This is a genomic window from Bacillus cereus group sp. MS39, assembly GCF_040448665.1.
In the GTDB taxonomy this organism is placed as follows: Bacteria; Bacillota; Bacilli; order Bacillales; family Bacillaceae_G; genus Bacillus_A; species Bacillus_A wiedmannii.
This window is the reverse complement of sequence record NZ_CP123058.1, coordinates 3,619,328-3,645,208: the sequence shown is the minus strand read 5'-3', so window position 1 is coordinate 3,645,208 and position 25,881 is coordinate 3,619,328. Positions and strand designations below refer to the sequence as shown.

The window sequence follows — 25,881 nt, the reverse complement described above, 5'->3', positions numbered from 1 at the left end:
GGGAAACTGAGTAGAGGGCGGCGGCATCGTCTCCGGTAAAAGGACGGGGGTCTAATTGGACCTACAAAGCTTATATTTCGTGAGAAGTATAAGGAAGCTGAGTGGTAACGCGAAACTCTCGCCTCAGCAATCAAAGCTACTAAATTGTAGTAGTTGATTGCTGAGGCGAGAGTTTTTATTTTAAAAAATAAAATAAGAGAATGCGTAGAAGAGGAGAGTAAATGATAAAAATTGTTTCAGAGAGCTGCCTAGAAGCTGTGAGGGTGGTAACAATTTAATCATTGAAGATCACCATGGAGCACTACTTTTGAAAATTAGTAAAAAGTAGCGGAGTTGTTTCCGATAGAAAAACAAAAAGTCTAATTGGACTTGCAGAGCTTATATTTCGTGAGAAGTGTAAGGAAGCTGAGTGGTACCGCGATTCCCTCGTCTCAGCAATGGATTGCTACAAGTGTGTAAGTGATCGATTGTTGAGACGAGTATATTTTTAAGGTTTATATACTGAATATTCTGTTAAAAATACTCATCTCAGCAATCGATATAGAAATAGATTGCAAAAATAGAGAGAAAAAAAGAGGAGCGATGTGAGATGGGAAACCAGTACATTTACATGAATGGGGAATTTGTAGAAAAAGAAAAGGCGGTTGTTTCAGTATATGATCACGGTTTTTTATACGGAGATGGTGTATTTGAAGGGATTCGTAGTTACGGTGGAAATGTATTTTGTTTAAAAGAACATGTAAAACGATTATATGAATCGGCAAAATCTATTTTACTTACAATCCCGCTGACGGTTGAAGAAATGGTAGAAGCAGTTTTACAAACATTGCAAAAAAACGAGTATGCGGATGCCTACATTCGATTAATTGTTTCAAGAGGAAAAGGTGACTTAGGGCTCGATCCTAGAAGTTGTGTGAAACCGAGCGTTATTATCATTGCAGAACAATTAAAGTTATTCCCACAGGAATTTTATGATAATGGACTAAGCGTTGTATCTGTTGCATCAAGACGTAACACGCCAGATGCATTAGACCCACGCATTAAGTCAATGAACTACTTAAATAACGTACTGGTAAAAATTGAAGCGGCACAAGCGGGAGTGTTAGAGGCCCTTATGTTAAATCAGCAAGGATATGTTTGTGAAGGATCTGGTGATAATGTTTTCGTTGTGAAAGATGGAAAAGTGTTAACACCCCCTTCTTATTTAGGAGCGCTAGAAGGTATTACGAGAAATAGTGTTATCGAGCTATGTGAGCGACTTAATATTCCGTGTGAGGAAAGGCCATTTACTCGCCATGACGTATATGTAGCAGATGAAGTATTTTTAACGGGAACGGCAGCAGAATTAATTCCAGTTGTAAAAGTTGATTCAAGAGAAATTGGAGATGGGAAACCAGGAAGTGTAACGAAACAATTGACAGAGGAGTTTAAAAAGTTAACGAGAGAAAGAGGAGTACGTGTTCCAGGATTGGCGGAGAGCTTACTGTAGGGAGAGGAGTTAAGTAAAATGGAGCAGCATACAGCATGTGAGAAATTGCATTGTGAAGAAGTGACAGGTGCCGGACACGTTATTCAATGTTTGAAAAAATTAGGTGTAACGACTGTTTTCGGTTATCCGGGCGGAGCGATTTTGCCGGTATACGATGCGTTATACGGAAGTGGTTTGAAGCACGTATTAACTCGTCATGAACAAGCTGCTATTCATGCGGCAGAAGGATATGCAAGAGCTTCTGGAAAGGTCGGGGTAGTCTTTGCTACCTCTGGACCAGGGGCGACAAATTTAGTTACGGGTTTAGCAGATGCTTATATGGATTCGATTCCTTTAGTTGTTATTACAGGGCAAGTTGCAAAACCTCTCATCGGAAAAGACGGATTTCAAGAAGCAGATGTTGTCGGGATTACAGTACCTGTTACGAAGCATAATTATCAAGTTCGTGATGTGAATCATTTATCACGCATTGTACAAGAAGCTTTTTACATCGCCGAAAGCGGGCGACCAGGACCAGTATTAATTGATATTCCAAAAGATGTTCAAAATGAAAATGTAACAAGTTTTTATAATGAAGTAATTGAGATTCCAGGATACAAACTAGAGCCTATGCCAGACAGTATGAAGCTTAGAGAGGTAGCTAAAGCCATTTCAAAAGCAAGACGTCCACTTCTTTATATCGGAGGAGGTGTCATTCATGCAGGTGGCTCTGAAGAACTCACTCAGTTTGCGAAGGAGAATCGTATTCCTGTCGTTTCCACTTTAATGGGACTTGGTGCATATCCACCGGGAGACTCGTTATTTTTAGGAATGCTCGGCATGCATGGAACGTATGCTGCAAATATGGCAGTAACAGAATGTGATTTACTACTCGCGTTAGGTGTTCGCTTCGATGATCGTGTAACAGGAAAATTAGAACTCTTTTCTTCGCATTCGAAAAAGGTACATATTGATATAGATCCGTCTGAGTTTCATAAAAATGTAACTGTGGAGTATCCGGTTGTTGGAGATGTGAAAAAAGCGTTACATATGTTGTTACATATGCCGACTGATACACAAACAAATGAATGGCTTACGAAAATAGAGGAATGGAAGGAGGAATATCCTCTTTCCTACAATCAAACAGAATGTGAGTTAAAACCACAGCATGTTATTAGCCTAGTAAGTGAATTAACGAATGGTGAAGCGATTGTTACGACAGAAGTAGGACAGCATCAAATGTGGGCTGCGCATTTTTATAAAGCGAAAAACCCAAGGACTTTTCTAACGTCAGGTGGATTAGGGACGATGGGATTTGGCTTCCCGGCGGCAGTTGGTGCTCAGCTTGCGAAAGAAGAAGAACTCGTCATTTGTATTGCAGGTGATGCTTCTTTTCAAATGAACATTCAAGAATTACAAACAGTTGCTGAAAATAATATCCCTGTAAAAGTATTTATTATAAATAACAAATTTTTAGGGATGGTAAGGCAATGGCAGGAAATGTTTTATGAAAATCGGTTATCAGAATCAAAAATTGGATCGCCAGATTTTGTGAAAGTGGCAGAAGCTTATGGAGTGAAGGGGTTAAGAGCAACAAATTCAACAGAGGCGAAACAAGTGATGTTAGAAGCATTTGCTCATAAAGGTCCTGTTGTAGTTGATTTTTGTGTAGAGGAAGGTGAAAACGTATTTCCGATGGTTCCGCCAAACAAAGGGAATAACGAAATGATTATGAAGAGGTGGGAAGAATGAGTCATACTTTTTCACTCGTTATTCATAACGAGCCAAGCGTCTTATTACGTATAAGTGGGATCTTTGCTCGGCGTGGTTATTATATCTCTTCTTTACATTTAAACGAAAGAGATACTAATGGCGTTTCTGAAATGAAACTCACAGCAGTTTGTACTGAAAATGAAGCGAGATTACTTGTTGGTCAGTTAAAAAAATTAATTGATGTACTGCAAGTAAATAAACTATAAGGAGTGAATGGATATGAAAACGTATTATGAGAAAGATGCAAATGTAGAGTTATTACAAGGGAAAACAGTTGCAGTAATTGGTTATGGATCTCAAGGTCATGCACAGGCACAAAATTTACGTGATTCTGGTGTGGAAGTAGTAGTTGGTGTTCGACATGGTAAGTCTTTTGAAGTAGCAAAAGCGGATGGGTTTGAAGTAATGTCTGTTTCAGAAGCAGTTCGAACCGCGCAAGTTGTACAAATGTTATTGCCAGATGAACAGCAAGCACATGTGTATAAAGCAGAAGTAGAAGAGAATCTCCGTGAAGGACAAATGTTACTTTTCTCACATGGATTTAATATTCACTTCGGACAAATTAATCCGCCAAGTTACGTAGATGTAGCAATGGTCGCACCAAAAAGTCCAGGTCATCTCGTTCGTCGTGTATTCCAAGAAGGAAATGGTGTTCCGGCATTAGTAGCAGTACATCAAGATGCAACGGGAATGGCATTAAGTGTAGCACTAGCGTATGCAAAAGGTGTAGGCTGTACACGCGCAGGTGTAATTGAAACGACTTTCCAAGAAGAGACAGAAACAGATTTGTTTGGTGAGCAAGCGGTGCTTTGCGGCGGGGTAACTGCACTTGTAAAAGCTGGTTTTGAAACATTAACAGAAGGCGGATATCGTCCTGAAATTGCATATTTTGAATGTTTGCATGAATTAAAGTTAATTGTTGATTTAATGTACGAAGGTGGTTTAACGAATATGCGCCATTCTATTTCCGATACAGCTGAGTTTGGAGATTATGTAACAGGATCGAGAATTGTTACAGATGAAACGAAGAAAGAAATGAAACGAGTACTTACAGAAATTCAGCAAGGTGAATTCGCGAAGAAATGGATTTTAGAAAATCAAGCTGGGCGTCCAACATATAATGCGATGAAAAAAGCAGAGCAAAATCATCAGTTAGAAAAAGTAGGGACAGAGCTTCGTGAAATGATGAGCTGGATTCATGCACCGAAAGAATTAGTAAAGAAATAGAGTAAGCGATTGTAAGTGAAAAATACGTAAGAGGGGATTTGACAAGATGAGAAGTGACATGATTAAAAAAGGTTTTGATAAAGCGCCGCACCGTAGTTTATTAAAAGCAACTGGTTTGAAAGATGAAGATTTTGATAAACCGTTTATAGCTATCTGTAATTCTTTTATTGAAATTATTCCAGGTCATAAGCACTTAAATGAGTTTGGGAAACTTGTTAAAGAAGCAGTGCGTGCAGCAGGTATGGTTCCATTTGAATTTAATACAATTGGAGTAGATGACGGTATTGCGATGGGGCATATCGGTATGCGTTATTCACTTCCGAGTCGTGAAATCATTGCAGATTCAGTAGAAACGGTTGTAAATGCACATTGGTTTGATGGTATGATTTGTATTCCAAACTGTGACAAAATCACACCCGGTATGATGATGGCTGCACTTCGTATTAACATTCCAACTGTTTTTGTTTCAGGTGGTCCGATGGCGGCTGGAAAAACATCTAAAGGAGAAGTTGTCGATTTAAGTTCTGTTTTTGAAGGAGTAGGAGCTTATCAATCTGGTAAAATTTCAGAAGAAGAATTAAAGGATATTGAAGATCATGGCTGTCCATCTTGTGGTTCTTGTTCCGGTATGTTTACGGCGAACTCTATGAATTGTTTATGTGAAGTGTTAGGTTTAGCTCTTCCTGGTAACGGAAGTATTTTAGCCATCGATCCAAGACGCGAAGAATTAATTAAACAAGCAGCAGAGAAATTAAAGATTTTAATTGAAAGAGATATTAAACCGCGAGACATCGTAACGGAAGAAGCGATTGATGATGCGTTCGCACTTGATATGGCAATGGGTGGATCAACGAATACAGTATTGCACACATTAGCTCTCGCACAAGAAGCGGGTTTAGATTACGATATGAACCGCATTGATGCCGTTTCAAGACGTGTACCACATTTATGTAAAGTAAGCCCTGCTTCCAATTGGCATATGGAAGATATTGATCGAGCAGGCGGGATTAGTGCCATTTTGAAAGAGATGAGTCGAAAAGAAGGGGTGCTTCATTTAGACCGTATTACTGCTACTGGGCAAACATTAAGAGAAAACATTGCTCATGCAGAGATTAAAGATAAGGAAGTTATTCATTCTCTCGAAAACCCTCATAGTGAAGAAGGGGGATTACGTATATTAAAAGGAAACCTTGCGAAAGATGGGGCAGTTATTAAAAGTGGGGCAACAGAAGTGAAACGATTTGAAGGGCCTTGCGTTATTTTTAATTCACAAGATGAGGCGCTTGCGGGCATTATGCTTGGAAAGGTTAAGAAAGGCGATGTAGTTGTTATTCGCTATGAAGGACCAAGAGGCGGCCCTGGTATGCCGGAAATGTTAGCACCAACATCAGCGATTGCTGGTATGGGATTAGGTGCAGATGTTGCGCTATTAACGGATGGTCGTTTTTCTGGAGCTTCACGTGGTATTTCGGTAGGGCATATTTCGCCAGAAGCAGCTGCGGGCGGAACAATTGCACTTCTCAAGCAAGGGGATATCGTTTGTATCGATGTTGAGGAAAGATTGTTAGAAGTAAGAGTTAGTGATGAAGAATTAGGTAAACGTAAAAAAGAATGGAAACGACCAGAACCGAAAGTGAAAACGGGCTGGCTTGGACGTTATGCACAGATGGTAACATCGGCGAATACAGGTGCAGTTCTAAAAATCCCGAATTTCGATTGAGCCAATTTAAAAGAGATAAGGATGATATGAAATGGTGCAGAAGGTAAAGGAGAGAGTGAAAATTGAAGATATCTTAATGGCTCATAATTGCATGAAAGATATCGTTATTAAAACACCGTTACAACGTGATACAGTTTTATCTGAAAAATATGATTGTGACGTTTATGTCAAAAGAGAAGACTTACAATTAATTCGCTCTTTCAAAATTCGTGGTGCGTACAATTTAATTCAAAGTTTATCGAAAGAACAATTACAAAACGGTGTTGTTTGTGCAAGTGCTGGTAATCATGCACAAGGAGTCGCTTATACGTGTAATTTATTGAAGATTCCGTCAAAAATCTTCATGCCAACAACGACACCTAAACAAAAAGTATCACAAGTACAATTTTTCGGTGGTGATTTTGCGGAAATTGTATTAGTTGGTGATACATTTGATAGCTCGTTCCAAGAAGCACAGCGCTATTGTGAGGAAAGTAGAATGACGTTCGTTCATCCGTTTGATGATCCGTATGTAATTGCCGGCCAAGGGACAGTGGCTGTTGAAATTATGCATGATATGGAAAAATCAGTTGATTATATCTTTACAGCAATCGGCGGTGGTGGGTTAGCATCTGGTGTTGGTACATATGTAAAAGGTGTTAGCCCTGCTACAAAGGTCATTGGCGTAGAGCCAATGGGAGCTGCATCTATGAAAGAAGCTTTTCTTCAAAATGAAAATGTTGCATTAGAAAAGATTGATAGTTTTGTGGATGGGGCAGCTGTTAAAAAGGTAGGGAAGTTAACGTTTGAAACTTGTAGAGATGTCATTGATGATATTGTTTTAGTGCCAGAAGGGAAGGTCTGTACGACGATTTTAGAATTGTATAAGAAAAATGCAATTGTAGCTGAACCAGCTGGTGCACTATCTATTGCAGCGCTTGACCTTTACAGAGATGAAATAAAAGGGAAAACAGTTGTATGTACGCTAAGTGGTGGAAATAATGATATTGATAGAATGCAAGAAATGAAAGAACGTTCTCTTATTTACGAAGGGTTAAAGCATTATTTCATCATTGAATTCCCGCAGCGTTCGGGAGCGCTAAGAGAATTTCTGGATAAAGGATTAGGGCCAGAAGATGATATTACTCGCTTTGAGTATATCAAGAAACATAATAAGGAAAATGGTCCAGCGTTAGTCGGAGTAGAGTTAAAACATAAAGAAGATTATGAGCAATTAATTACTCGTTTTAAAGAAAATAATATTCAATTTGTGGAGCTTAATAAAAACCCTGTTTTGTTTGATCTGCTTATTTAATAAAAGGAAAGAGGTAACATACAGTTGTACCAGAAATAAAAAAGATAGATGCAAACAGCGGAAATACTGCTTGTATCTATCTTTTTATAATTAAACTATATATTTTCCATATTCAAGCAGTAGAAAGCTAGATAACCAAAAGAGTATCGCAATACGAATGATTACATACATAGTAAATTCAAAGGTAGTAAGCTTTCGTTCACGTTTTATTTTTTTTAGAAGTCTAACAGAAAAAAATGAACATAAAAGTAGAACGGCTATAGATATTTTATAAATATTCTCTAACAAACTTACATTTTCTAATAAGTTTTTCAGCATGTTCATCACCTATTCTGTAAAGTATGTTACAGAGAAATAGATCTTGCGTTGTCTAGTTCCGTTTGTTTTTTATGTTCCCTGTATCATCAATTTCTACATCATTTGAAATTGTTTGTAAATATTGTAGAGCTTTTTTCTTTTCTTCCTCATTTACAGGGGAAACTTGGTTGTTGCGAATGATGTAAGGGTTGAATGACATTTGGACATCCTTTCCTTTAAAAGTTAAAGTTAATACGCCAGTTTCGGCGCTTTTCCCATTCACATAACTTGGGAATAAAAAGTTACCTAATGAATAAGCGATAGGAACTTTATTATAATACTCAAATCCTTGTAACCAATGCGGGTGACTCCCGACAATCGCGTCAGCTCCTGCTTCAACCATTTTAGGTACATATTGTTTTTGGTATTCTACCGGACGATTTGATTTTTCAACGCCCCAATGCATATAGACGATTAAATAGTCTGCATCTCGTTTTTGCTCTTTAATTGTTTTTGTTACAAGATTTAAATCATATCCGTTCGCAACACCAGGTTTATTGTCACCAGCTACCCAATTCGTATCAGGCATAAATCGAACGAAGGAAAGAAATTTGAACTTTTTCCCTTTTACGGTCATTTCTCGTGCGGTATATGCATCTTTTGCATTTTTTCCGGCTCCAATGTAAGGGAACTTTAATTTTTCCACATGAGAGATTGTGTCTAATAATCCCTCTTGCCCGTAATCAAGTGTATGGTTATTCCCGATATTTACGATGTCATATCCAGTATTTTTAATGGCTTGAAGCGTGGATGGATCACTTTTAATCCAAAACAGTTGTCCAGGAGTTTTCTTTTCTCTCGTTGTAAATGCCGACTCTAAATTAACGAAAGAAATATCAGCTTTTGTTATTTCTTCTTTTACATGTTGGAATGGATAATCAGCTCCGTTTTTTTCAATGACCGGACGTAATTGCCAATCGAACATTGTATCACCAGAGAAGGTGAGGGTAATTTCCGGGTCTTCTATTTTCTTTTCAATTTTTGAAGCGGTTTTACTAGATTTATTTTGCAAATCGGGTTTGTCTTTCGCCTTTGAAGTAAAAGAGTAGTTAATTAATACAACAATTGGTGTAATGCAAAAGGCTATTAACAGAAATCGTTTTAGTAAAGTTTTCATAAATACCTTCCCTTTTGAGTTTATCCCGCAATTAGTGGGCAGTAAAACTCGCGCTAATTAAAGTTTCATTTTATGTATAGCTACAAAAAATTGCGGCTTATGTAGTGGAAAACATTTGTTAATATTCTCAATATTAAGTTAACATATAGATAACCTGTAAATCAATGAATAAACCAAAATATAGAAATAAAGAATTCGAAGGGTGAAGAATAAGAAATGGTTATATTAGGAGCAGTTGTAAATGGGGTTTGTATTATATTTGGTACTTTACTAGGTAAATTATTTAGTAGGATTCCAGAGAGTATGAAGGGAACAATTATGCATGCAATCGGTTTAGCAGTTACTGTACTTGGACTTCAAATGGCATTGAAAAGTGAAAATTTTCTTGTTGTCATTTTAAGTTTAGTGATTGGTACCGTAATTGGGGAGTGGCTACAACTAGAGGGAAAGTTAAAACTGTTAGGAGATTGGCTAGAAAATAAAGTTGGATCGAAAGGGAAAGGGAGCATTTCAGAAGGTTTTGTAACAGCTACACTTATTTTTGCAATTGGTGCGATGGGGATACTTGGTGCACTCGACAGTGGGATTCGCGGAAATCATGATATTTTATTTACAAAGGCGATTATCGATGGGTTTATTTCTATTATATTAACGACAACTTTAGGGATTGGTGTAGTATTTTCGGCGATTCCAGTTATTTTATACGAAGGAGGTATTGCGGTTTTTGCAACACAAATTAATAGTTTGGTCCCGAAAGAATTAATGAATCAATTTATAGTGGAAATGACAGCTACAGGTGGTATTATGATAGCCGCTATTGGATTGAACTTACTTGGTGTTATTAAAATCAAGGTAGCAAATTTACTACCAGGTATAGTGGTAGTTGGAATAATTGTTTCACTTATTTATGGTTACGGTTTACTAGTAAAGTAGTAGGGGATGGAGATACATATGGAGGAATATAAATTTACAAAACGTGTTCATAACATATTACAGATTGCAGCAGAAGAGGCAGAATGTAATATTATTCAACCAACTCATCTGTTTATAGGTATGTGTAAAGAAGGTACTGGCGTTTGCAGCGAGTTGTATATGTATTTGTTTCGTAACGTGAGTACGGATTTTTTAGAAAAACTTTCAATACGAAAACAAGATGATTTAACGGATCAAGGGTATAAAAAAATAGGACAATATAAGTTATCTTATAAGGTGTTAGAAATTTTACAAATAGCGCAGAAACGTATGAAACATTTCCAGCAAGTATTAATGAATGAAGGACATGTTATATATGCACTCTTTCGCGCGGATACGTTTATTGAAAATCCACAAATACATAAAGACATATTACGCATTATAGCTGAGCCAAGAGATTTAGCGGTCGATTTAAAATATTTTATTCCGACTTATAAGCATTTAACTTGTAATGTTAGAAAGGCTAACTCTTCTGATTTCGAAAAATTAGCAAGTTTTGTTGAGTCGGAATTTGGTGAACGTTGGCTGTATTCGATAGCGTATGGATTTCGTACATATAAAGAAAATTTACCTATTTATATAGCAGAACAAGAAGAAGTGATAGTAGGTTTTGCTTGTTATGACGTAGTGAGAGGAAAAAAGGATTGTTTGGTCCAATGGGCACAGCGAAACAAAATCGTGTGAAAGGTGTAGGGGAGCAATTGTTACAGTGTAGTCTGCATAGTATGAAGCAAGAGGGATATGAATATGCAATTATTGGACAAGCGGGTCCAGTTGAGTTTTATGAGCGATGTTGTAATGCACGTTTAATACCGATAATGGATTATTAACCAACTTCATTTAGGTGGAGTTGGTTTTATTATGAAAAAAATGTGGGATTGTAGTGATTTTTACTAGAAAATAGCGGGTTTTGTAGTAAATCTTACAAATAAAGCAAATTACTAAACTTTTTATATAAAAGGGTGTAGAATGGGTATCTAAAGAAAGAAGGTGTGAAAATGGCCAGCTGGAAACGAAATTTGATGATTTGTTGGCTAGGTTGTTTTACCACTGCAGCCGGTATGAGTTTAGTAATTCCTTTTTTATCTTTTTATATTGAGGAATTAGGTGTGACTGGCACTTCTAGTATTGCACAGTGGTCGGGACTTGCATTTGGTGTAACATTTTTAATGGGTGCGATCGTATCACCAATATGGGGAAAGCTTGGTGATATACATGGACGGAAATTGATGCTTATTCGTGCTAGCCTTGGTATGGCGATTATTATGACGCTTATGGGGTTTGTAACGGATGTGTATCAACTAGTCGCACTAAGATTTTTGATGGGAGCAGTATCTGGTTTCCTTTCAACGGCGATGACATTCATCGCAGCAGAAACTCCGAAAGAACATTCAGGTTGGGCAATTTCTACAATTTCAACTGGTGGCGTGAGTGGCTCGTTACTTGGTCCATTACTTGGAGGGTATTTGTCTGAGTTAATTGGAATGCGCCATGTTTTTCTTGTTACAGGAGCTTTTTTATTCCTTTCCTTTCTCATCGTTTTTTTCTTCCTACATGAAGAAAATCACTCCGCTCAAGCAAAAAAAATACAACCTAAAAAAGTGTGGACGATGGTCCCAGCAAAACATTTAATTATTAGTTTATTTGTAACAACATTTATTATTCAACTTGCTAATATGTCTGTTCAGCCAATTGTTACATTGTACGTGAAAAATTTAGTTGGTCCTCAAACTGCGCATATTGAAACAATTGCGGGTGCCGTTATGTCAGCGACAGGATTAGCAGTTATTTTGACAGCACCAAGATTAGGACGATTATCAGATCAAATCGGTCCTCAAAAAACGTTAGTTGTAGCGTTGTTTGCTGCAGGAGTTATTTTTATCCCGCAAGCATTTGTAACCTCAGCTTGGCAACTATTAATTCTTCGATTTTTATTAGGTATCGCACAAGCAGGATTATTACCTTCCGTACAAACTCTACTAAAACAACATACACCAACCCACGTTACAGGACGAATATTTGGATATAATCAATCGTTTCAGTTTTTAGGAAATATGATTGGTCCAGTACTCGGGGGGCAAATTGCAGCACATGCAGGATTCCAATATGTGTTCTTCTCTACTTCATCACTATTATTTATCGCGTGTATTTGGGTTTATTTTCATAATAAGAACGAAGAAGTATCAGAGAAACAACATTTGGAAGTTAGTTAACTAAGTGAATGAAAAAAGGATGAAGCAACGATTGCTTCATCCTTTTCTTTAAAATTTAAGACATAGATAACTTAATGTACCAAGCTCGTAACTACGGTGAATGACTTCACCGCTATTTTCACCATTTCCCATAGCGATAAATAAAGGAACAAAATGCTCTGCTCTTGGTACTGCTAATTGTGCATGAGGCGCATTGTTTTCCCAATTAAACAATGCATCTTTATCGTTAGTCTGCATATGTTTTATAATCCAATCATCAAATTCAATTGCCCATTGTTCGGGTGTAGTTTGATTCCATTTCAGTGCTCGTAAGTTATGAACGGTAACACCGCTACCGATTACTAAAATATCTTCTTGTCCAAGTCCTTTTAATGCTTCTCCAATCTTAAATTGTTCTTTTGCAGAAAGGAAAGGATTTACTGATATTTGTACGACAGGAATATTTGCTTCTGGATACATACGATGCAGGAGTGTCCATGAACCATGATCTAAACCTCTCGTCATATTATGATGGACTGGAATACCTTTGTTTTTAAATTTTGTTTCTAACATAGATGCAATGTTAGAAGAGCCTTTCGCACGATATTTTATTTCGTATAACTCAGGAGGAAAACCTCCAAAATCATAAATTGTTTCATATTCGTTATCTGATGAGGAAATCGTTAATACTTCACTTTCCCAGTGAGCAGTGAAAATAACAATTGCTTTCGGTTTATATGTTTCTCCAAGTGTCTTTAAAAAACTTGTATATTCTGTATCTTGAATAGCGAGCATCGGTGATCCATGTGCTAAAAATAATGATGGCATCATAATAGTAACCTCCCTAAAATATAATAATTACTTTATGTAAGTAACTATATAATTTTATTTTATGTTCGTCAATATATTAGTTTAAGAGCTAATTGGAAAAGTGCGTCATTTGTCATAATGAAAGCAATTGCATATAATACATAATAAGGATAATGAATGGATATTCATTTTTTGAGATACATAATAGAGTTGGGAGCTGACGAAATGAACGTACAGGAAAGTTTCGTTACGGCATTGGATGGATCGGAAATTTATTTACGCAAGTGGTTACCAGAAGGTGAACCAAAAGGGATTATTCAAATTGCACATGGTATGACAGAACATGCAGGTGTTTATACAGATTTTATTGTTGCTTTATTAGAAGCTGGGTATGGTGTTTATGCGCATGATCATAAGGGTCATGGGAAAACAGTGAAAAGAGAAGAGGATTACGGTCATTTTGAACCAAATATAGGTTGGAGTGAGGCTGTTTCTGATGTTATCTTTGTATCAGAAACGATAAGAAAAGAGCAGACATGCCCGTTATTTTTACTTGGACATAGTATGGGTTCTTTTTTATCAAGACGTGCTGTACAACTTAAAGGTGAATTATATGATGGATTCCTTATTTCAGGAACTGGTGGAAATCCAGGGCTTTTAGGAAGTATCGGTCATAAAGTAGCGACAATTGAAATGAAATTACGCGGGGAAAAAACGAAAAGTCCGATGCTAAACTTTTTATCTTTCGGAAACTTCAATTCACACTTTAAACCAAATCGTACAAAATTTGATTGGTTATCTTCAGATAATAATCAGGTTGATAAATATATTGCGGATCCGTTATGTGGATTCATTTGTACGACGAGTTTTTATCGAGAACTATTTTCTGGTGTATTAGAAGTAAATAAACTAGAAGAATACAAGAAAACGCCAAAAACCCTTCCGATACATATATTCTCTGGAGACCGTGATCCTGTTGGAGATATGGGAAAAGGTGTAAAAGAAGTATACGAAAACTATAAAAAATGTGGTGTGAAAGACGTGACACTACGTTTATATGAAAATGGAAGACATGAAATGTTCCATGAAGTAAATAGAGATGAAGTATTTCAAGATTTGATTTCTTGGTTAGATGGGCATATTGTATGAGAAGAAACCTCACTTTTTTCAAGTGAGGTTTCTTTGAGGAAATGGAGGAATGGTTATGAGTGAATTTGTAAATAAAGAGTATACAGAAATAGATTTTCAACATGATTTGATTAAAGAAGAGGAATTGAAAAATTGTACGTTCCTAAAATGTCGTTTTAGAGGGATAGATGCATCGGAAGTTTCTACTGAAAATTGTAATTTCATAGAATGTGATTTTACGGGTGCTCTTTTTAACGCTTCTATCCATCAAGGAACTACATTTGCAAATTGTAAGTTTGTTGGTGCGAATTTATTTGTATCGAAGTTTGAAGAATGTAAAATGACTGGCTCTGATTTTGAAGAAGCGAATCTAGACGGAATAACTATAATATCGGGAGATTGGTCATATACGAATTTAAGGTTTGCGAACTTAAGTAAACAAATGTTAAAGGGTATACGTTTAATTGAAGCTGACCTATATGAATGTAATTTAGAAAAAGCAGATTTACGTGAAGCGGATTTAACAGGTGCCCAATTAGGTAAGGTGAAACTTAGCGGCGCAGATTTAAGAGGAGCTGTAGTTGATCGAATTGATTTTACAAGTTTTGATTTAAAAAATGTGAAATTAGATATAGCACAGGCAGTTGCAGTAGCAAGATGTTATGGGGCTAAGGTGAACTAAATTGTTTGTAAAACCGTTCAACAATTTGAACGGTTTTACAGATAATAATAGTTTTAAAAATTACTTTCTATATAAGAAGATATCTTATTAGCAAGAGTCGATGTTAATAATGTAGATACATTGCTTAAAATGATGATCGTAGCCTCTTTGTCAATTAATCGTAAATAGGAGGACGTAAAGCCGTTAATTCCACCGTGATGGAATACAAGTTTATTATTTCTTTCAGTCATAGCAATATTCCAACCGTAACCATATCCGTAAGATTCGGCAGTAAGCATGCGAGATGTCATCCTACTTGATAATAAGCAATTTTCTTTTAGCGCTTTATCAAATTTATATAAATCTTCGGCTGTAGAAAATAATCCACCAGCTGAATATGAATTAGACATATCAATAAATGATGCGTTCTGTAGGCCATGATTTGGATGTAACTCATACCCAGTTGCTTTATGTTTTTGAATGGTATAATTTAAATCAACACCTGTGTTTATTATAGAGAGTGGGTAGAAAATCTTCTTTTTAAGAAATTCCTCATAAGACATTCCACTTATAACTTCAATAATTTTCCCTAAAATAATATAACCTGAATTGGAATAATTGAATTTTTCACCAGGGCTAGATTCAAAGGGACACGCAATAATCCATTGTATTAATTCATCCGGTGTTCGAGGTTGAACAGACTGTAGTAAAAAGTCATGTTGAGCAGTAATATTACCGACTCCAGCAGTATGATTTAATAAATGCTTGATCATAATTTGATTTCCTTTTGGGAAATTTGGAATGAATCGATCTAAAGTATCATGTAGCTGTAATTTTTCCTCTTCCAGAAGCATTAAAATTGAAACTGCTGTGAAGATTTTAGTTATTGATCCAATACGAAACTTTGTTGTAGATGTATTAGGTATGTCCCAATTATAATTAGCTTTTCCAAATGATTGATTATAAAGAGTCTCTTCTTTATGGGCTATTAAGATTGTTCCGTTAAATTTTTCGGTATTTTTATATAATAATGAATTAATATATGAATTTAACAAATTTCAGGCACTCCTTTAAATGTTGGAATATTCGTTACCTGAAATGGAATCCAACGGCATAGGCAATTCCCCCTAAATGAAATGTTTTTTAGAATACTTTTCTATTTTATAATGCAAGTAATATAAGAAGCAAGTTGATTTAAAGACTATGAAAATAACGGTTTTTAAATTGCTTTTCGGAATGTTTGAGTAGTTCATATTTTGAAGGTGGAGAGAAACAATTATGAGAGTGAGAAAATTGATAGTAATTGAAGCTGGTGAAATCAATGAACTTGCGCTACATCTAAAAGCAACAGATACCTATTCAAATAGTAGTATAATAGTAAATGAGGTGTTAATAATATGGAAGATAAAACATTAGGTATACTACTAGATGTTGTTGGTGAGTTGTTTTCAGATGAAATATCAATCGCCGTTTCGAATACGAAAGAATATATTTATTATCGGCCAAGTAAACGAATTGATTTAAAGATTAGCGCTGGGGATCCTATTAAGGAAGGGACAATTGCTCATAAAGCAATGGTAACGAAGCAAAAGGCCTCTGAGTTTATTAACCGGGATGTTTTCGGTATTCCTTATCATGGAATGGCCGTACCATTTTCAAATAATGGAAAGATTGAAGGTTGCGTGACGGCAATTTATCCCGCTTTAACGGATGGTAAGTCAGTCGTTACTTTAAAAACAACAGACGGATGGGTTCCGGTTCCTTTTTCAAAGGTCATGTATTTAGAGGCGAAAGATAAAAAAACGTATGTGAATGCAGAAGAGTTAACAGGAACACATAAGTACTCGCTACAAGAATTCGAATACTTGCTTCCGAAAGATTCATTTATTAGATGCCACCGTGCCTTTATTGTAAATGTAAATCATATTAAAGCGATATATCCTGATACGCACTCTACTTTTGTACTTTCGATGGATAACGGAGAGAGGGTACCAGTTAGTCAATCATACGCTAGTTATTTTCGCAAACTTCTAGGGTTCTAGATTATTCTGCTTTAGAACCTAGATTCGCTGTTTTATCTGAATTTTCGGCATTGTATACTGAAATCCCTATTTAGATACTGTTAAAGTGTAAAATAATTATGAATATTCACAGGGAGAGGGATTACATATGGAGAATAATTTAGATAGAATTAGGGATCAACGTCTGAAAGATCGCGTAGTTACACCTGAAGAAGCAGCTTCATGGATTGAAAGTGGAATGACCTTAGGCTTAAGTGGGTTTACACGTGCAGGTGATGTGAAAGCAGTCCCATTTGCGCTTGTAAACCGAGTTAAGAATGATAAATCTTTTAAAGTGAATGTTTATACTGGTGCCTCTTTAGGTTCTGATGTAGATAAATTATTTGCGGAAGCAGGAATTTTAGGGAAAAGGTTACCTTTCCAAGCCGATGCGACTATGCGAAAAGGAATTAATAACGGAGACTTTTTATTTGTAGATCAGCACTTATCTCATACAGCAGAGTTACTCCGTGCTGACGTTATGGATATAGATGTCGCTATTTTGGAAGCGGTTGCGATTACTGAAGATGGAATGATTATTCCAACCACTTCAATTGGAAATTCTTTGGCGTTTTCTTTAAATGCTAAGTCCATCATTATTGAAATGAATATGGCTCAATCCGCGCAACTAGAGGGGCTGCATGATTTATATGAACCAGGTAAACAAGGAGAAAGACTTCCAATTCCGCTCGTAAAAACGGACGATCGAATTGGCTCAATCGGTATCCCAATTGATGCTGAAAAAGTGAAGGGAATTGTGTTTACGAACCAACTAGACTCGCCATCGACGATTGTTCCTCCGGATGAAGAAACTGTTATTATGGCACAGCATTTAATAGACTTCCTTCGAAAAGAAGTCGAAGTAGGGCGATTAACCAATCGCTTAGCGCCGTTACAGTCGGGAATTGGTTCAGTGGCCAATGCAGTTCTACATGGAATGTTAGATTCGGAGTTTGAAGATTTAGAAGTGTATTCTGAGGTTTTACAGGATGCAGTCTTTGATCTTATGGATGCTGGGAAAGTCAATTTTGCTTCCTGCTGCTCGATCACACTCTCAGAAGAGAAAATGCAACAAGTATTTTCTAACTTTGAAAAATATCGTGACAAATTAATGATGCGCCCGCAAGAGATTTCTAATCATCCTGAAATCATTCGTCGCCTTGGGTTAATCTCAATTAATACTGCTTTAGAATTAGATATATACGGAAATGTGAATTCTACTCACGTTTTAGGTACAAAAATGATGAATGGTATTGGTGGTTCTGGTGATTTTGCGAGAAATGCACGTCTAGCTATCTTTGTTACGAAATCGATTGCGAAAGGTGGTAACATTTCAAGTATCGTTCCTTTCGTCTCTCATGTAGACCATACGGAACACGATGTAGATGTTATTGTCACTGAACAAGGGTACGCTGATTTAAGAGGACTGGCGCCAAGAGAAAGAGTGGAACTGATTATTGAGAACTGCGCACATCCAATGTATCGTGACCAGTTACGAGCTTATTTCGAAGAAGCAAAAACAAGAGGTGGACAAACCCCTCATATTTTAGAAAAAGCTTTTTCTTGGCATACGAATTATGCTAAAAATGGAACGATGCTTGAAGCGGTAGTGGAAACAGTATAGGTGTGTATCGTAAGAAATAGTAAAACGAATGATTGAGTTTGAAGATTAGACTTTCAAAAAAGGGAACGCCAACTTTCAGGGATGGCGTTCTTTTTATTTAAAGAAATTGTTACAAACAGTTACCAATAATATGGTCAGCCATTTTGGTTTTATAAAAATTATCCCTAATCTATGAAAATAAAAGGTTTTTTGAAGTGTTTTCCGAATCAATTTAGTAGTTTACATATTGAAAGTGAGGAGAAAGAATCATGAAGATAAGAAATGCGTTATTAAGTGAAGCAAATGAATTAAGTGAACTTGCACTACATTCAAAAGCAACGTGGAACTATAGCGAAGCATTCATACTTGCTTGTAAGGAAGATTTAACAATTACTGATGAGTACATAAAAAATAATTATGTATATGTTTTAGAAAACGATAATACGAAGATTGGTTTTTTCTCATTTTTACGTAATGATAACGCTCTTGATTTCCTGTACATTCATCCTCGTTACAAAGGAAAAGGGTACGGGAAAATACTTTGGGAGTATGTATTAGAAAAAGCAAATGAGCTAGGAATAAAAAGTTTTACAATTGATAGTGATCCGAATGCAAAAGGGTTTTACTTGAAGATGGGAGCAAAGTTAATAGGAGAGACACCATCAACGGTTTTTGAGGATCGTTTACTGCCTCTTTTGCAATATGATGTGTAAAACAATTAATAGTAGGAGAAGCTGAAAAATGAAAGAATTGAAATTATCTTTTGACTCTTAATCTTTAATAAGTTACTATAATGGTGGTAACTTATTAAAGGGAACTTCATAGAGTTGAAAGGGGAAATACTTTTGAAAACAACTTATGTAAACGCTACAATTGTAACGATGAATGAACAAAACGAAGTGATAGAAAATGGATATATCATTGTAGAAAATGATCAAATTATAGATGTAAAAAGCGGAGAATTTGCTAATAATTTTGAAGTAGATGAAGTAATTGACATGAAAGGAAAGTGGGTTTTACCAGGGCTTGTAAATACACATACACACGTTGTAATGAGTCTCTTAAGAGGTATTGGTGATGATATGTTATTACAGCCATGGCTTGAGACAAGAATTTGGCCACTTGAAAGTCAATTTACTCCAGAGCTTGCGGTCGCTAGTACGGAATTAGGATTACTTGAAATGGTGAAAAGTGGTACAACATCATTCTCTGATATGTTTAATCCAATTGGAGTAGATCAAGATGCAATTATGGAAACGGTATCAAAGAGTGGAATGCGAGCTGCTGTTTCAAGAACTTTATTTAGCTTCGGAACGAAAGATGATGAAAAGAAAGCAATTGAAGAAGCTGAAAAATATGTAAAGCGTTACTATAATGAAAGTGGTATGTTAACTACGATGGTTGCACCGCATAGCCCATATACATGTTCCACAGAACTATTAGAAGAATGCGCACGTATTGCAGTAGAAAATCAAACGATGGTTCATATTCACCTTTCGGAAACAGAGCGTGAAGTACGTGATATTGAAGCGCAGTATGGAAAACGCCCAGTAGAATATGCAGCAAGTTGCGGGCTGTTTAAACGCCCAACAGTCATTGCGCACGGTGTAGTGTTAAATGAAAATGAGCGTGCATTTTTAGCAGAACACGATGTTCGAGTAGCTCATAATCCGAATAGTAATTTAAAACTAGGATCGGGTATAGCGAATGTAAAAGCGATGCTAGAAGCAGGAATGAAAGTTGGAATTGCAACAGATAGTGTTGCATCTAACAACAATTTAGATATGTTTGAAGAAATGCGTATAGCAACATTATTACAAAAAGGTATTCATCAAGATGCAACAGCGTTACCAGTTGAAACAGCACTTACACTTGCAACTAAAGGAGCTGCTGAAGTAATCGGCATGAAACAAACAGGATCACTTGAGGTTGGAAAGTGTGCTGATTTTATTACGATTGATCCGTCTAATAAGCCGCATTTACAACCAGCAGATGAAGTGTTATCACACCTTGTATATGCTGCTAGTGGAAAAGATATAAGCGATGTAATTATTAACGGAAAACGTGTCGTTTGGAATGGCGAATGTAAAACGTTAGATGAAGAGCGTATTATATTTGAAGCAAGTCGTTATAAACGAGGTTTGCAAAGATAGGTATTTTTAGGCTGTGGAGAAAGTCTTCTCCACAGCCTGTTTTTGTGTCTGAACCTTTTTTATGTGTCGACATTGATAAAAAGAGGGAAAGGATAGATTTTTTATCAGTGTTGATCAATAAAACAGAAGAGAATGATTTAGATAAAATCACTAGTTTCAAAAAATCCTTCACGTAATAATGATTATATGAAGGATTTTGATGTTTCTTATTTTTTTGTCTCGTTGACCCATTTAATAATGTCCCGGATGACGTACTCAGGAACATTAGCAGGGATTTCATATTCACTAGGAAGACTTAATTCCCCATCACCCTCCGTGAAGAAATGATTCAATTTTGGGTATTCATTGAACTGAACATTACTGTGGTTTAAAAGCCCTTCCTGCCATTTTGTATATTCATTTTTTACTGTTACTTGATAATCCCGTGCTCCTTGCAGAATCAGTAAAGGCTCTTTTCGTGATCTTGCCTCTTCAACTGGACGCCACCTAGAAACATCATACATAAAATGAGGCGATCCAAAATTGTAGCCAGCTGGAGGATGGTCAGGGTTGAAAGTAGGATCTTGGATAAAAGCGGCCTGTCTTTTTAGTTCATCGATTACTTCCTTTGGCGCCCCTAGGTATTGATTCTGATCAATGGCAATGTCAGTTAATGGGCGTGCAGGTGGTGCGAGTAAGATACTTCCTCTAACAAGTGAGGAAGGTGATTTGCTCAGTATACGCGGCATTGTGCCAGCTCCTAGACTATGTCCAAGAATGAAAATATTATTTGGATCAATGCCTTCCTGCTGCGCCGCTGATTTTGCTGCATATATGGCATCATCTGTAGTATCACGGTCTAACGTAACAGGTTCTGCACTCATCTTTAATGCGTGTTCTAAGGTGCGTTTTTCATAGCGCAACACTGCAATGCCGTTGGACGAAAGGCCCACCGCAAGGTCTCGTAAGATTTTTGTTCCCAGATATGTACTATCGCGATCATGGATGCCAGCACCATGAACAAGAACAACTACGGGTACCTTTTCACCAGGCTTATGTTTCGGAACTGTTAATGTGGCTGGTAACGGATAGGTAGAATTTCCAATGACGATTTCACGTTCTTGATAGGAAGCAGGTTGATCATATCTAGGATGCGGGATAATATAAGATTCCGGAGGCGTCCTTACCCCAACCTCATCTACTTTCCCGCCAGGTGTGAATTTAAGGAGTAACGGTATGGTAGTTCCTTCGATAGTTCCTGAAATTTCCACCGTCTGATGGACCAAGTTTCGTTCTTTTATCACGGGGGTTCCCATGCTTTTTATCCCGCTCCAGTCACTTTGTGTCCACCAGTTTTGTAATGTGTTTGCTGTAAACTTGGATTGAAAAGCAGCAGACGTCAACTGAAGTGCCTCTGGGTACTTACCTTGCTGGAGATATTCAAGGAATAATGATGTACGCTCCGTTAAAGAGACTTGTTTCTTTTCTACAGATGGTTTCTCACGTGTATCTGCGTGAATAGTTGTTGTAAGCGGAAAAGATGAAATACCTAAAGAAAAGAGTAGGGTAAAGGAAAGTACGGATTTTTGTATTTTCTTTTTTTTATTCATGTTTTAACCTCCAATATGTAATGGTAAAAAAACAGGTAGGATAAATTAAGGTTCTCTTGTAACAACCATCTAAATCATTGATATGTCATCTAAAACCAACAGTCCTGGTTTTGTCGTAATCGCTCTGGCAACTCCTAACCTCTCTCTTTCTTTCTTCACTTTATATTTTGACTATACGAAACAAAGTTCTCGTTTTTCTTACTTGATCCTTACAAAATCCTTAAGTGTATAAGATTTGTAAAATATCACTTTCTACTTGACCTGGATTCGAAAAAACAAAGTGGCATTGCTGAATGGAGATACGAAGATATCCCAACCAAACTGTACCCTATACGCCTATTAAGTTAGTTATGGGGGAATTTACATGAAACAGAAGAAAAGTTAAAACAAAAAGGGAGGTATGCAATAAGAGATTTTTTATAAACACTTGAGCGAACAGCGCAGATTATACATGCAATCTTTAGCTATCCTTTTTAAAAGGGTAGCTTTTTTTTGAACGAATAAATATTCAAAAGAATGTCGCATCTTTCTGTTCATATTTCTGCTATAATATATAACGCTTTATAATATTTTATACTTAAGGAGAACAATTCATGAAGCGAAAAAAGAGCCATTTAATGGTAATGGCACTTGTTACAACTTTATTATTAACAGCTTGTAATAATAAAGCGAATAAAAGTGACACAGAGGCAAAAAAACAAGTATTAAATGTAACAGTATCAGAAGAAATTCCTTCTCTTGATACTGCGAAAACGATGGATGGCACATCAGCGCATGTTATGCAAAACATATTTGAAGGGTTGTATGTATTAGATGATCAAGATCAGCCTATTCCAGCGGTAGCAAAATCGTTTCAAAGAAGTGAAGATGGTAAAAAATATACATTTGATTTGCGTAAAGATGCAAAATGGTCAAATGGAGACAGTGTGACAGCAAATGATTTTATGTTTGCATGGAAACGTGCAATTAACCCGGAAACAACGTCTCAATATGCGTCCATGCTCTTTTACGTGAAAAACGCGAAAGAGATAAATAAGGGAACAATGCCTCTTGATGCACTTGGGGTTAAAGTTATAAATGATTATAAATTAGAAGTGGAACTAGAGCAGCCAATTCCTTACTTTTTACAGCTGTTAGCATTACCTATTTACTTACCACAGCATGAATCATTTTTGAAGGAACAAGGAAAGAATTATGCATTGGAACCTAGTAATCTCATATATAATGGTCCATTTGTATTAGAGAAATGGAAGCATGAACAAGAGTTTCAATTAAAGAAGAATGCTGCATATTGGGATCAAAAGAAAGTGAAATTAGACGAAATAAACTTTCAAATTGTAAAGGATACAATGACGGTTGTTAATTTATACGAAGCTGGTGATTTGGACCGGGTGCCTATTAATTCTCAATTTGTAGACAAGTATAAAGGGAATAAGGAGTTACATATGTCGAGCGATCCTGGAATTGCTATGCTACGTTTTAATGAAAAAAATAATGCATTAGCAAATAAAAAGGTGCGTCAATCTATTTCATTCGCGTTAAATAAAGAGGATTTCGTTGCTCACTTTATTAATAATGGGGCAAAACCTGCAAGTGGGCTTGTACCAGCTGGTCATGTAAACGAAGAGACGGGTAAAGATTTTAGAAAAGAAAACGGAGATCTTTCTTCATATGATTTGCAAAATGCGAAAAAGATTTGGGAAGAAGCGAAAAAAGAGCTTGGAGTAGAGCAAGTAAACCTTGAGTTTTTAACGTTTGAACAAGATAATGCAAAACGTATGGCAGAATATATAAAAGGTGACTTAGAAAAGCATTTGCAAGGATTAACGATACAAATAAAACAACAGCCATTTAAGCAAAAATTACAGTTAGAACAAACCGGAGATTACGATATATCTATGGCAAATTGGGGACCGGACTTTAAAGACCCAATTAGTTATTTAGAACTATTTACGACGGGTAATCCGAATAACAAAATGAATTACTCTAACCTTCACTACGATGAATTAATAAAGAGAGCGAAAAGTGATCTAGTACTAAATCAGAAGAAAAGGTGGGAAGCATTGCAAGAGGCCGAGCGTATTCTGTTAGAGGATGCTGCGGTCGCACCACTTTATCAAATGGGCTCAGCTTACGTACAAAAGGATTATGTAAAAGGAATTGAAAAGCATCAATTTGGTGGTATTTATACTTATAAGAATGCTTATGTCGCTAATGAATAAATACAAAAAACCTTACTTTTTAAAAGTAAGGTTTTTTTCATAGGGCAGGGACATCTTTTGGTGGTGTTCCCAGCATATGAAGAAGAGAAATGAAAAATTGTAGTTACGCATTCATAAGAAGTTGCAACAAATAAGATTGAGCAATTTATTTAAGTAAAAAAAGAATAGAAATATAGCATACATGGAATAAGGGAATGCAGTACAGATCAGCATACAAGCATTCTCTTGCTGTAACTATGTTTGTTTTTGAATTATATAAAAAATATTAGATTATATATTTTGTCATTGGTATACTTAAAAGGTAATTGAGGTATTAAGATGAATTGATAGAAATGTTTGTGTAGAATTATTTGAGTATTATAAAAAAAGAGGGGCTTAAGTGTTTGATTGGAACGGGGCTTTTTCTATATGAATGAATTGGTATGTATAATACTTGGGGGAAATTAATTTGGGAATCTCGGGGGATCTTTTGAAGCTAGAAAAAGCAGAGTCAAATTTCATGTACCATTAGGTCCTGGTGTAGGTTTTGGGGGGGATTTGGTTTAGAAGTTAATGTTAAGGAATAAAGGGGATAATTAGTATGAATAAGAAAGTAAAAAGATTTAAATATTTTATGGTTGTATTAGCCTGTATTGCAATTTTTGGTACAGTTTTACCTAATGCATTAGATCCAAATGAAACATTAGCAGGTAACATCTCAGTTGCAGTTTTTGGTACAATGGGTACTTGTTTATTATTTTCTATTACTTATTTTATTATAAAAACAGCTATTTTAAGAGGTGGGAAATAAGATGGTACAAAATTTAAATTTAGAATTTTAATTCATATACATAAAAAAGGAGAATTTCTATGAAATCACTACGTTTATTTATGATCCTCACTCTTGTTGTATTGTTAAGCGCGTGCAATACAGCAACACAAGTTACAAAGGTTCAAAAAAATGGCGAAACGACTTTGAAAATTGGTTCCCTGCAAGGGTATTACGATGTACAAACGCTAAAAGCTGAAAAAGGAAATGTGGAAATCCCTTATGAAGCAGCCGTTGAAGAAGGTACGATTTTATTGCAAGTTACAAAAGATGATAAGGTTATTTATGAAGAAGAAGTCACTTCTCAAAAAGAAGGCTTGCTTTCTTTTGAAGCGCCAAAATCCGGATCATATGATTTAATTGTACGCGTGAAGGGTGAAAAAGAGAAAGCAAAAGAAATTCAAGTACATACTAAGCTATGAAAAAACGGCAAGTGGAGTGCACCCGCTTGCCGTTTCAATTTTCAGTTGATTCTGTTACAACATACGTTTATCAATTTGAGAAGTGATCCTCCGAAATTCCTAATGAAGATAAAATAAGAGATAAACAAAAGAATGTGTTACAACCTTGGCATGTTAGAAACGAAATTGATAACTCTCTTTTACATGATAAAAAGACTCGGTTTGATGCATTTGTATTTGAAAGAGATACAGATGGTAAAGGGGGCATAAGGTGATAATCTTTTTAGAGAAGATGTCCCAGGCCATACTACTGAAATTGATTATAT

Annotated in this window: 22 protein-coding genes, 2 pseudogenes and 2 other annotated features (1 of these 26 running past the window's edge); of the genes and pseudogenes, 19 read left to right on the top strand and 5 right to left on the bottom strand. The window is 36.2% G+C overall.

What is annotated here, in order from left to right; all coding sequences use genetic code 11:
• Positions 1–129 (top strand) — a binding site (T-box leader); it begins 117 nt to the left of the window's first position.
• Between the two features lie 67 nt (positions 130–196).
• Positions 197–437 (top strand) — a binding site (T-box leader).
• A 152-nt stretch (positions 438–589) separates the two neighbouring features.
• From ilvE to ilvA, 6 genes are read left to right on the top strand one after another with little or no spacing between them, the layout of a single operon-like run.
• Positions 590–1,489 (top strand): branched-chain-amino-acid transaminase, encoded by a 900-nt coding sequence (gene ilvE / locus QEP67_RS18890; RefSeq protein ID WP_353706373.1) that lies wholly within the window; start codon positions 590–592, stop codon positions 1,487–1,489.
• Positions 1,490–1,507: 18 nt separating this feature from the next.
• A complete protein-coding gene (ilvB, locus tag QEP67_RS18885) occupies positions 1,508–3,220 on the top strand; it encodes an acetolactate synthase large subunit (RefSeq protein WP_000434918.1) in 1,713 nt (570 codons plus the stop codon).
• Positions 3,217–3,447 (top strand): ACT domain-containing protein, encoded by a 231-nt coding sequence (locus tag QEP67_RS18880; protein WP_002108560.1) that lies wholly within the window; start codon positions 3,217–3,219, stop codon positions 3,445–3,447. Before ilvB ends, QEP67_RS18880 begins: the two co-directional genes overlap by 4 nt.
• A 13-nt stretch (positions 3,448–3,460) precedes the next feature.
• Entirely contained in the window at positions 3,461–4,468 is a 1,008-nt protein-coding gene (gene ilvC / locus QEP67_RS18875; RefSeq protein ID WP_000861129.1) for a ketol-acid reductoisomerase, read from the top strand.
• A gap of 46 nt (positions 4,469–4,514) precedes the next feature.
• A complete protein-coding gene (ilvD, locus tag QEP67_RS18870) occupies positions 4,515–6,188 on the top strand; it encodes a dihydroxy-acid dehydratase (RefSeq protein WP_001255824.1) in 1,674 nt (557 codons plus the stop codon).
• Between the two features lie 31 nt (positions 6,189–6,219).
• Positions 6,220–7,482 (top strand): threonine ammonia-lyase IlvA, encoded by a 1,263-nt coding sequence (gene ilvA / locus QEP67_RS18865; RefSeq protein ID WP_000250349.1) that lies wholly within the window; start codon positions 6,220–6,222, stop codon positions 7,480–7,482.
• A 90-nt stretch (positions 7,483–7,572) separates the two neighbouring features.
• Here ilvA and QEP67_RS18860 read toward each other — a convergent pair whose 3' ends face one another.
• Positions 7,573–7,800: a hypothetical protein gene (locus tag QEP67_RS18860; RefSeq protein ID WP_353706372.1), complete on the bottom strand. Its 228-nt coding sequence runs from the start codon at positions 7,798–7,800 to the stop codon at positions 7,573–7,575.
• Between the two features lie 52 nt (positions 7,801–7,852).
• Complete coding sequence (locus QEP67_RS18855; protein ID WP_000854525.1) at positions 7,853–8,956, bottom strand: CapA family protein; 1,104 nt, start codon at positions 8,954–8,956, stop codon at positions 7,853–7,855.
• Positions 8,957–9,172: 216 nt separating this feature from the next.
• On the opposite strand from QEP67_RS18855, the gene QEP67_RS18850 reads away from it, so the two are divergent.
• The 3 genes and pseudogenes from QEP67_RS18850 (at position 9,173) to QEP67_RS18840 (ending at position 12,141) form a co-directional block, all read left to right on the top strand.
• A complete protein-coding gene (locus QEP67_RS18850; RefSeq protein WP_000236059.1) occupies positions 9,173–9,889 on the top strand; it encodes a DUF554 domain-containing protein in 717 nt (238 codons plus the stop codon).
• Positions 9,890–9,907: 18 nt separating this feature from the next.
• Positions 9,908–10,758 (top strand): annotated as a pseudogene (locus QEP67_RS18845) (GNAT family N-acetyltransferase).
• A gap of 168 nt (positions 10,759–10,926) precedes the next feature.
• On the top strand, positions 10,927–12,141 hold the full coding sequence (locus QEP67_RS18840) for a multidrug efflux MFS transporter (protein ID WP_000179296.1): 1,215 nt from the start codon (positions 10,927–10,929) through the stop codon (positions 12,139–12,141).
• Between the two features lie 48 nt (positions 12,142–12,189).
• On the opposite strand, the gene QEP67_RS18835 is transcribed toward QEP67_RS18840, so the two are convergent.
• Positions 12,190–12,951, bottom strand: coding sequence for a class III extradiol ring-cleavage dioxygenase (locus QEP67_RS18835; protein WP_000982937.1), 762 nt, complete (start codon positions 12,949–12,951; stop codon positions 12,190–12,192).
• Between the two features lie 204 nt (positions 12,952–13,155).
• Between QEP67_RS18835 and QEP67_RS18830 the strand changes: the two genes are divergently transcribed.
• Positions 13,156–14,079 (top strand): alpha/beta hydrolase, encoded by a 924-nt coding sequence (locus tag QEP67_RS18830; RefSeq protein ID WP_001102596.1) that lies wholly within the window; start codon positions 13,156–13,158, stop codon positions 14,077–14,079.
• Positions 14,080–14,134: 55 nt separating this feature from the next.
• Positions 14,135–14,740, top strand: a complete 606-nt coding sequence (locus tag QEP67_RS18825; RefSeq protein ID WP_001288918.1) for a pentapeptide repeat-containing protein — start codon at positions 14,135–14,137, stop codon at positions 14,738–14,740.
• A 53-nt stretch (positions 14,741–14,793) separates the two neighbouring features.
• On the opposite strand, the gene QEP67_RS18820 is transcribed toward QEP67_RS18825, so the two are convergent.
• Complete coding sequence (locus QEP67_RS18820) at positions 14,794–15,774, bottom strand: serine hydrolase domain-containing protein (protein ID WP_064470839.1); 981 nt, start codon at positions 15,772–15,774, stop codon at positions 14,794–14,796.
• Positions 15,775–16,116: 342 nt separating this feature from the next.
• On the opposite strand from QEP67_RS18820, the gene QEP67_RS18815 reads away from it, so the two are divergent.
• The 4 genes from QEP67_RS18815 (at position 16,117) to QEP67_RS18800 (ending at position 20,535) form a co-directional block, all read left to right on the top strand.
• Positions 16,117–16,761 (top strand): LytTR family DNA-binding domain-containing protein, encoded by a 645-nt coding sequence (locus tag QEP67_RS18815; protein ID WP_016088397.1) that lies wholly within the window; start codon positions 16,117–16,119, stop codon positions 16,759–16,761.
• Positions 16,762–16,888: 127 nt separating this feature from the next.
• Positions 16,889–18,403: an acetyl-CoA hydrolase/transferase family protein gene (locus QEP67_RS18810; RefSeq protein WP_000429794.1), complete on the top strand. Its 1,515-nt coding sequence runs from the start codon at positions 16,889–16,891 to the stop codon at positions 18,401–18,403.
• Between the two features lie 248 nt (positions 18,404–18,651).
• A complete protein-coding gene (locus QEP67_RS18805) occupies positions 18,652–19,095 on the top strand; it encodes a GNAT family N-acetyltransferase (RefSeq protein WP_000702360.1) in 444 nt (147 codons plus the stop codon).
• Positions 19,096–19,209: 114 nt separating this feature from the next.
• Positions 19,210–20,535, top strand: coding sequence for a bifunctional S-methyl-5'-thioadenosine deaminase/S-adenosylhomocysteine deaminase (locus tag QEP67_RS18800; protein WP_002108551.1), 1,326 nt, complete (start codon positions 19,210–19,212; stop codon positions 20,533–20,535).
• 206 nt (positions 20,536–20,741) lie between these two features.
• On the opposite strand, the gene QEP67_RS18795 is transcribed toward QEP67_RS18800, so the two are convergent.
• A complete protein-coding gene (locus tag QEP67_RS18795; RefSeq protein ID WP_001035252.1) occupies positions 20,742–22,124 on the bottom strand; it encodes an alpha/beta fold hydrolase in 1,383 nt (460 codons plus the stop codon).
• Between the two features lie 255 nt (positions 22,125–22,379).
• Between QEP67_RS18795 and QEP67_RS18790 the strand changes: the two are divergent.
• The 4 genes and pseudogenes from QEP67_RS18790 to QEP67_RS18775 all read left to right on the top strand — a co-directional run.
• Positions 22,380–22,469, top strand: a pseudogene (locus QEP67_RS18790) (DNA repair protein); the annotation flags it as partial.
• 248 nt (positions 22,470–22,717) lie between these two features.
• Positions 22,718–24,346 (top strand): peptide ABC transporter substrate-binding protein, encoded by a 1,629-nt coding sequence (locus QEP67_RS18785; protein WP_000823531.1) that lies wholly within the window; start codon positions 22,718–22,720, stop codon positions 24,344–24,346.
• Positions 24,347–24,926: 580 nt separating this feature from the next.
• On the top strand, positions 24,927–25,136 hold the full coding sequence (locus tag QEP67_RS18780; RefSeq protein WP_001036929.1) for a hypothetical protein: 210 nt from the start codon (positions 24,927–24,929) through the stop codon (positions 25,134–25,136).
• A 59-nt stretch (positions 25,137–25,195) separates the two neighbouring features.
• Positions 25,196–25,576 (top strand): hypothetical protein, encoded by a 381-nt coding sequence (locus QEP67_RS18775; RefSeq protein WP_000838924.1) that lies wholly within the window; start codon positions 25,196–25,198, stop codon positions 25,574–25,576.
• The last annotated feature ends 305 nt before the right edge of the window (positions 25,577–25,881 follow it).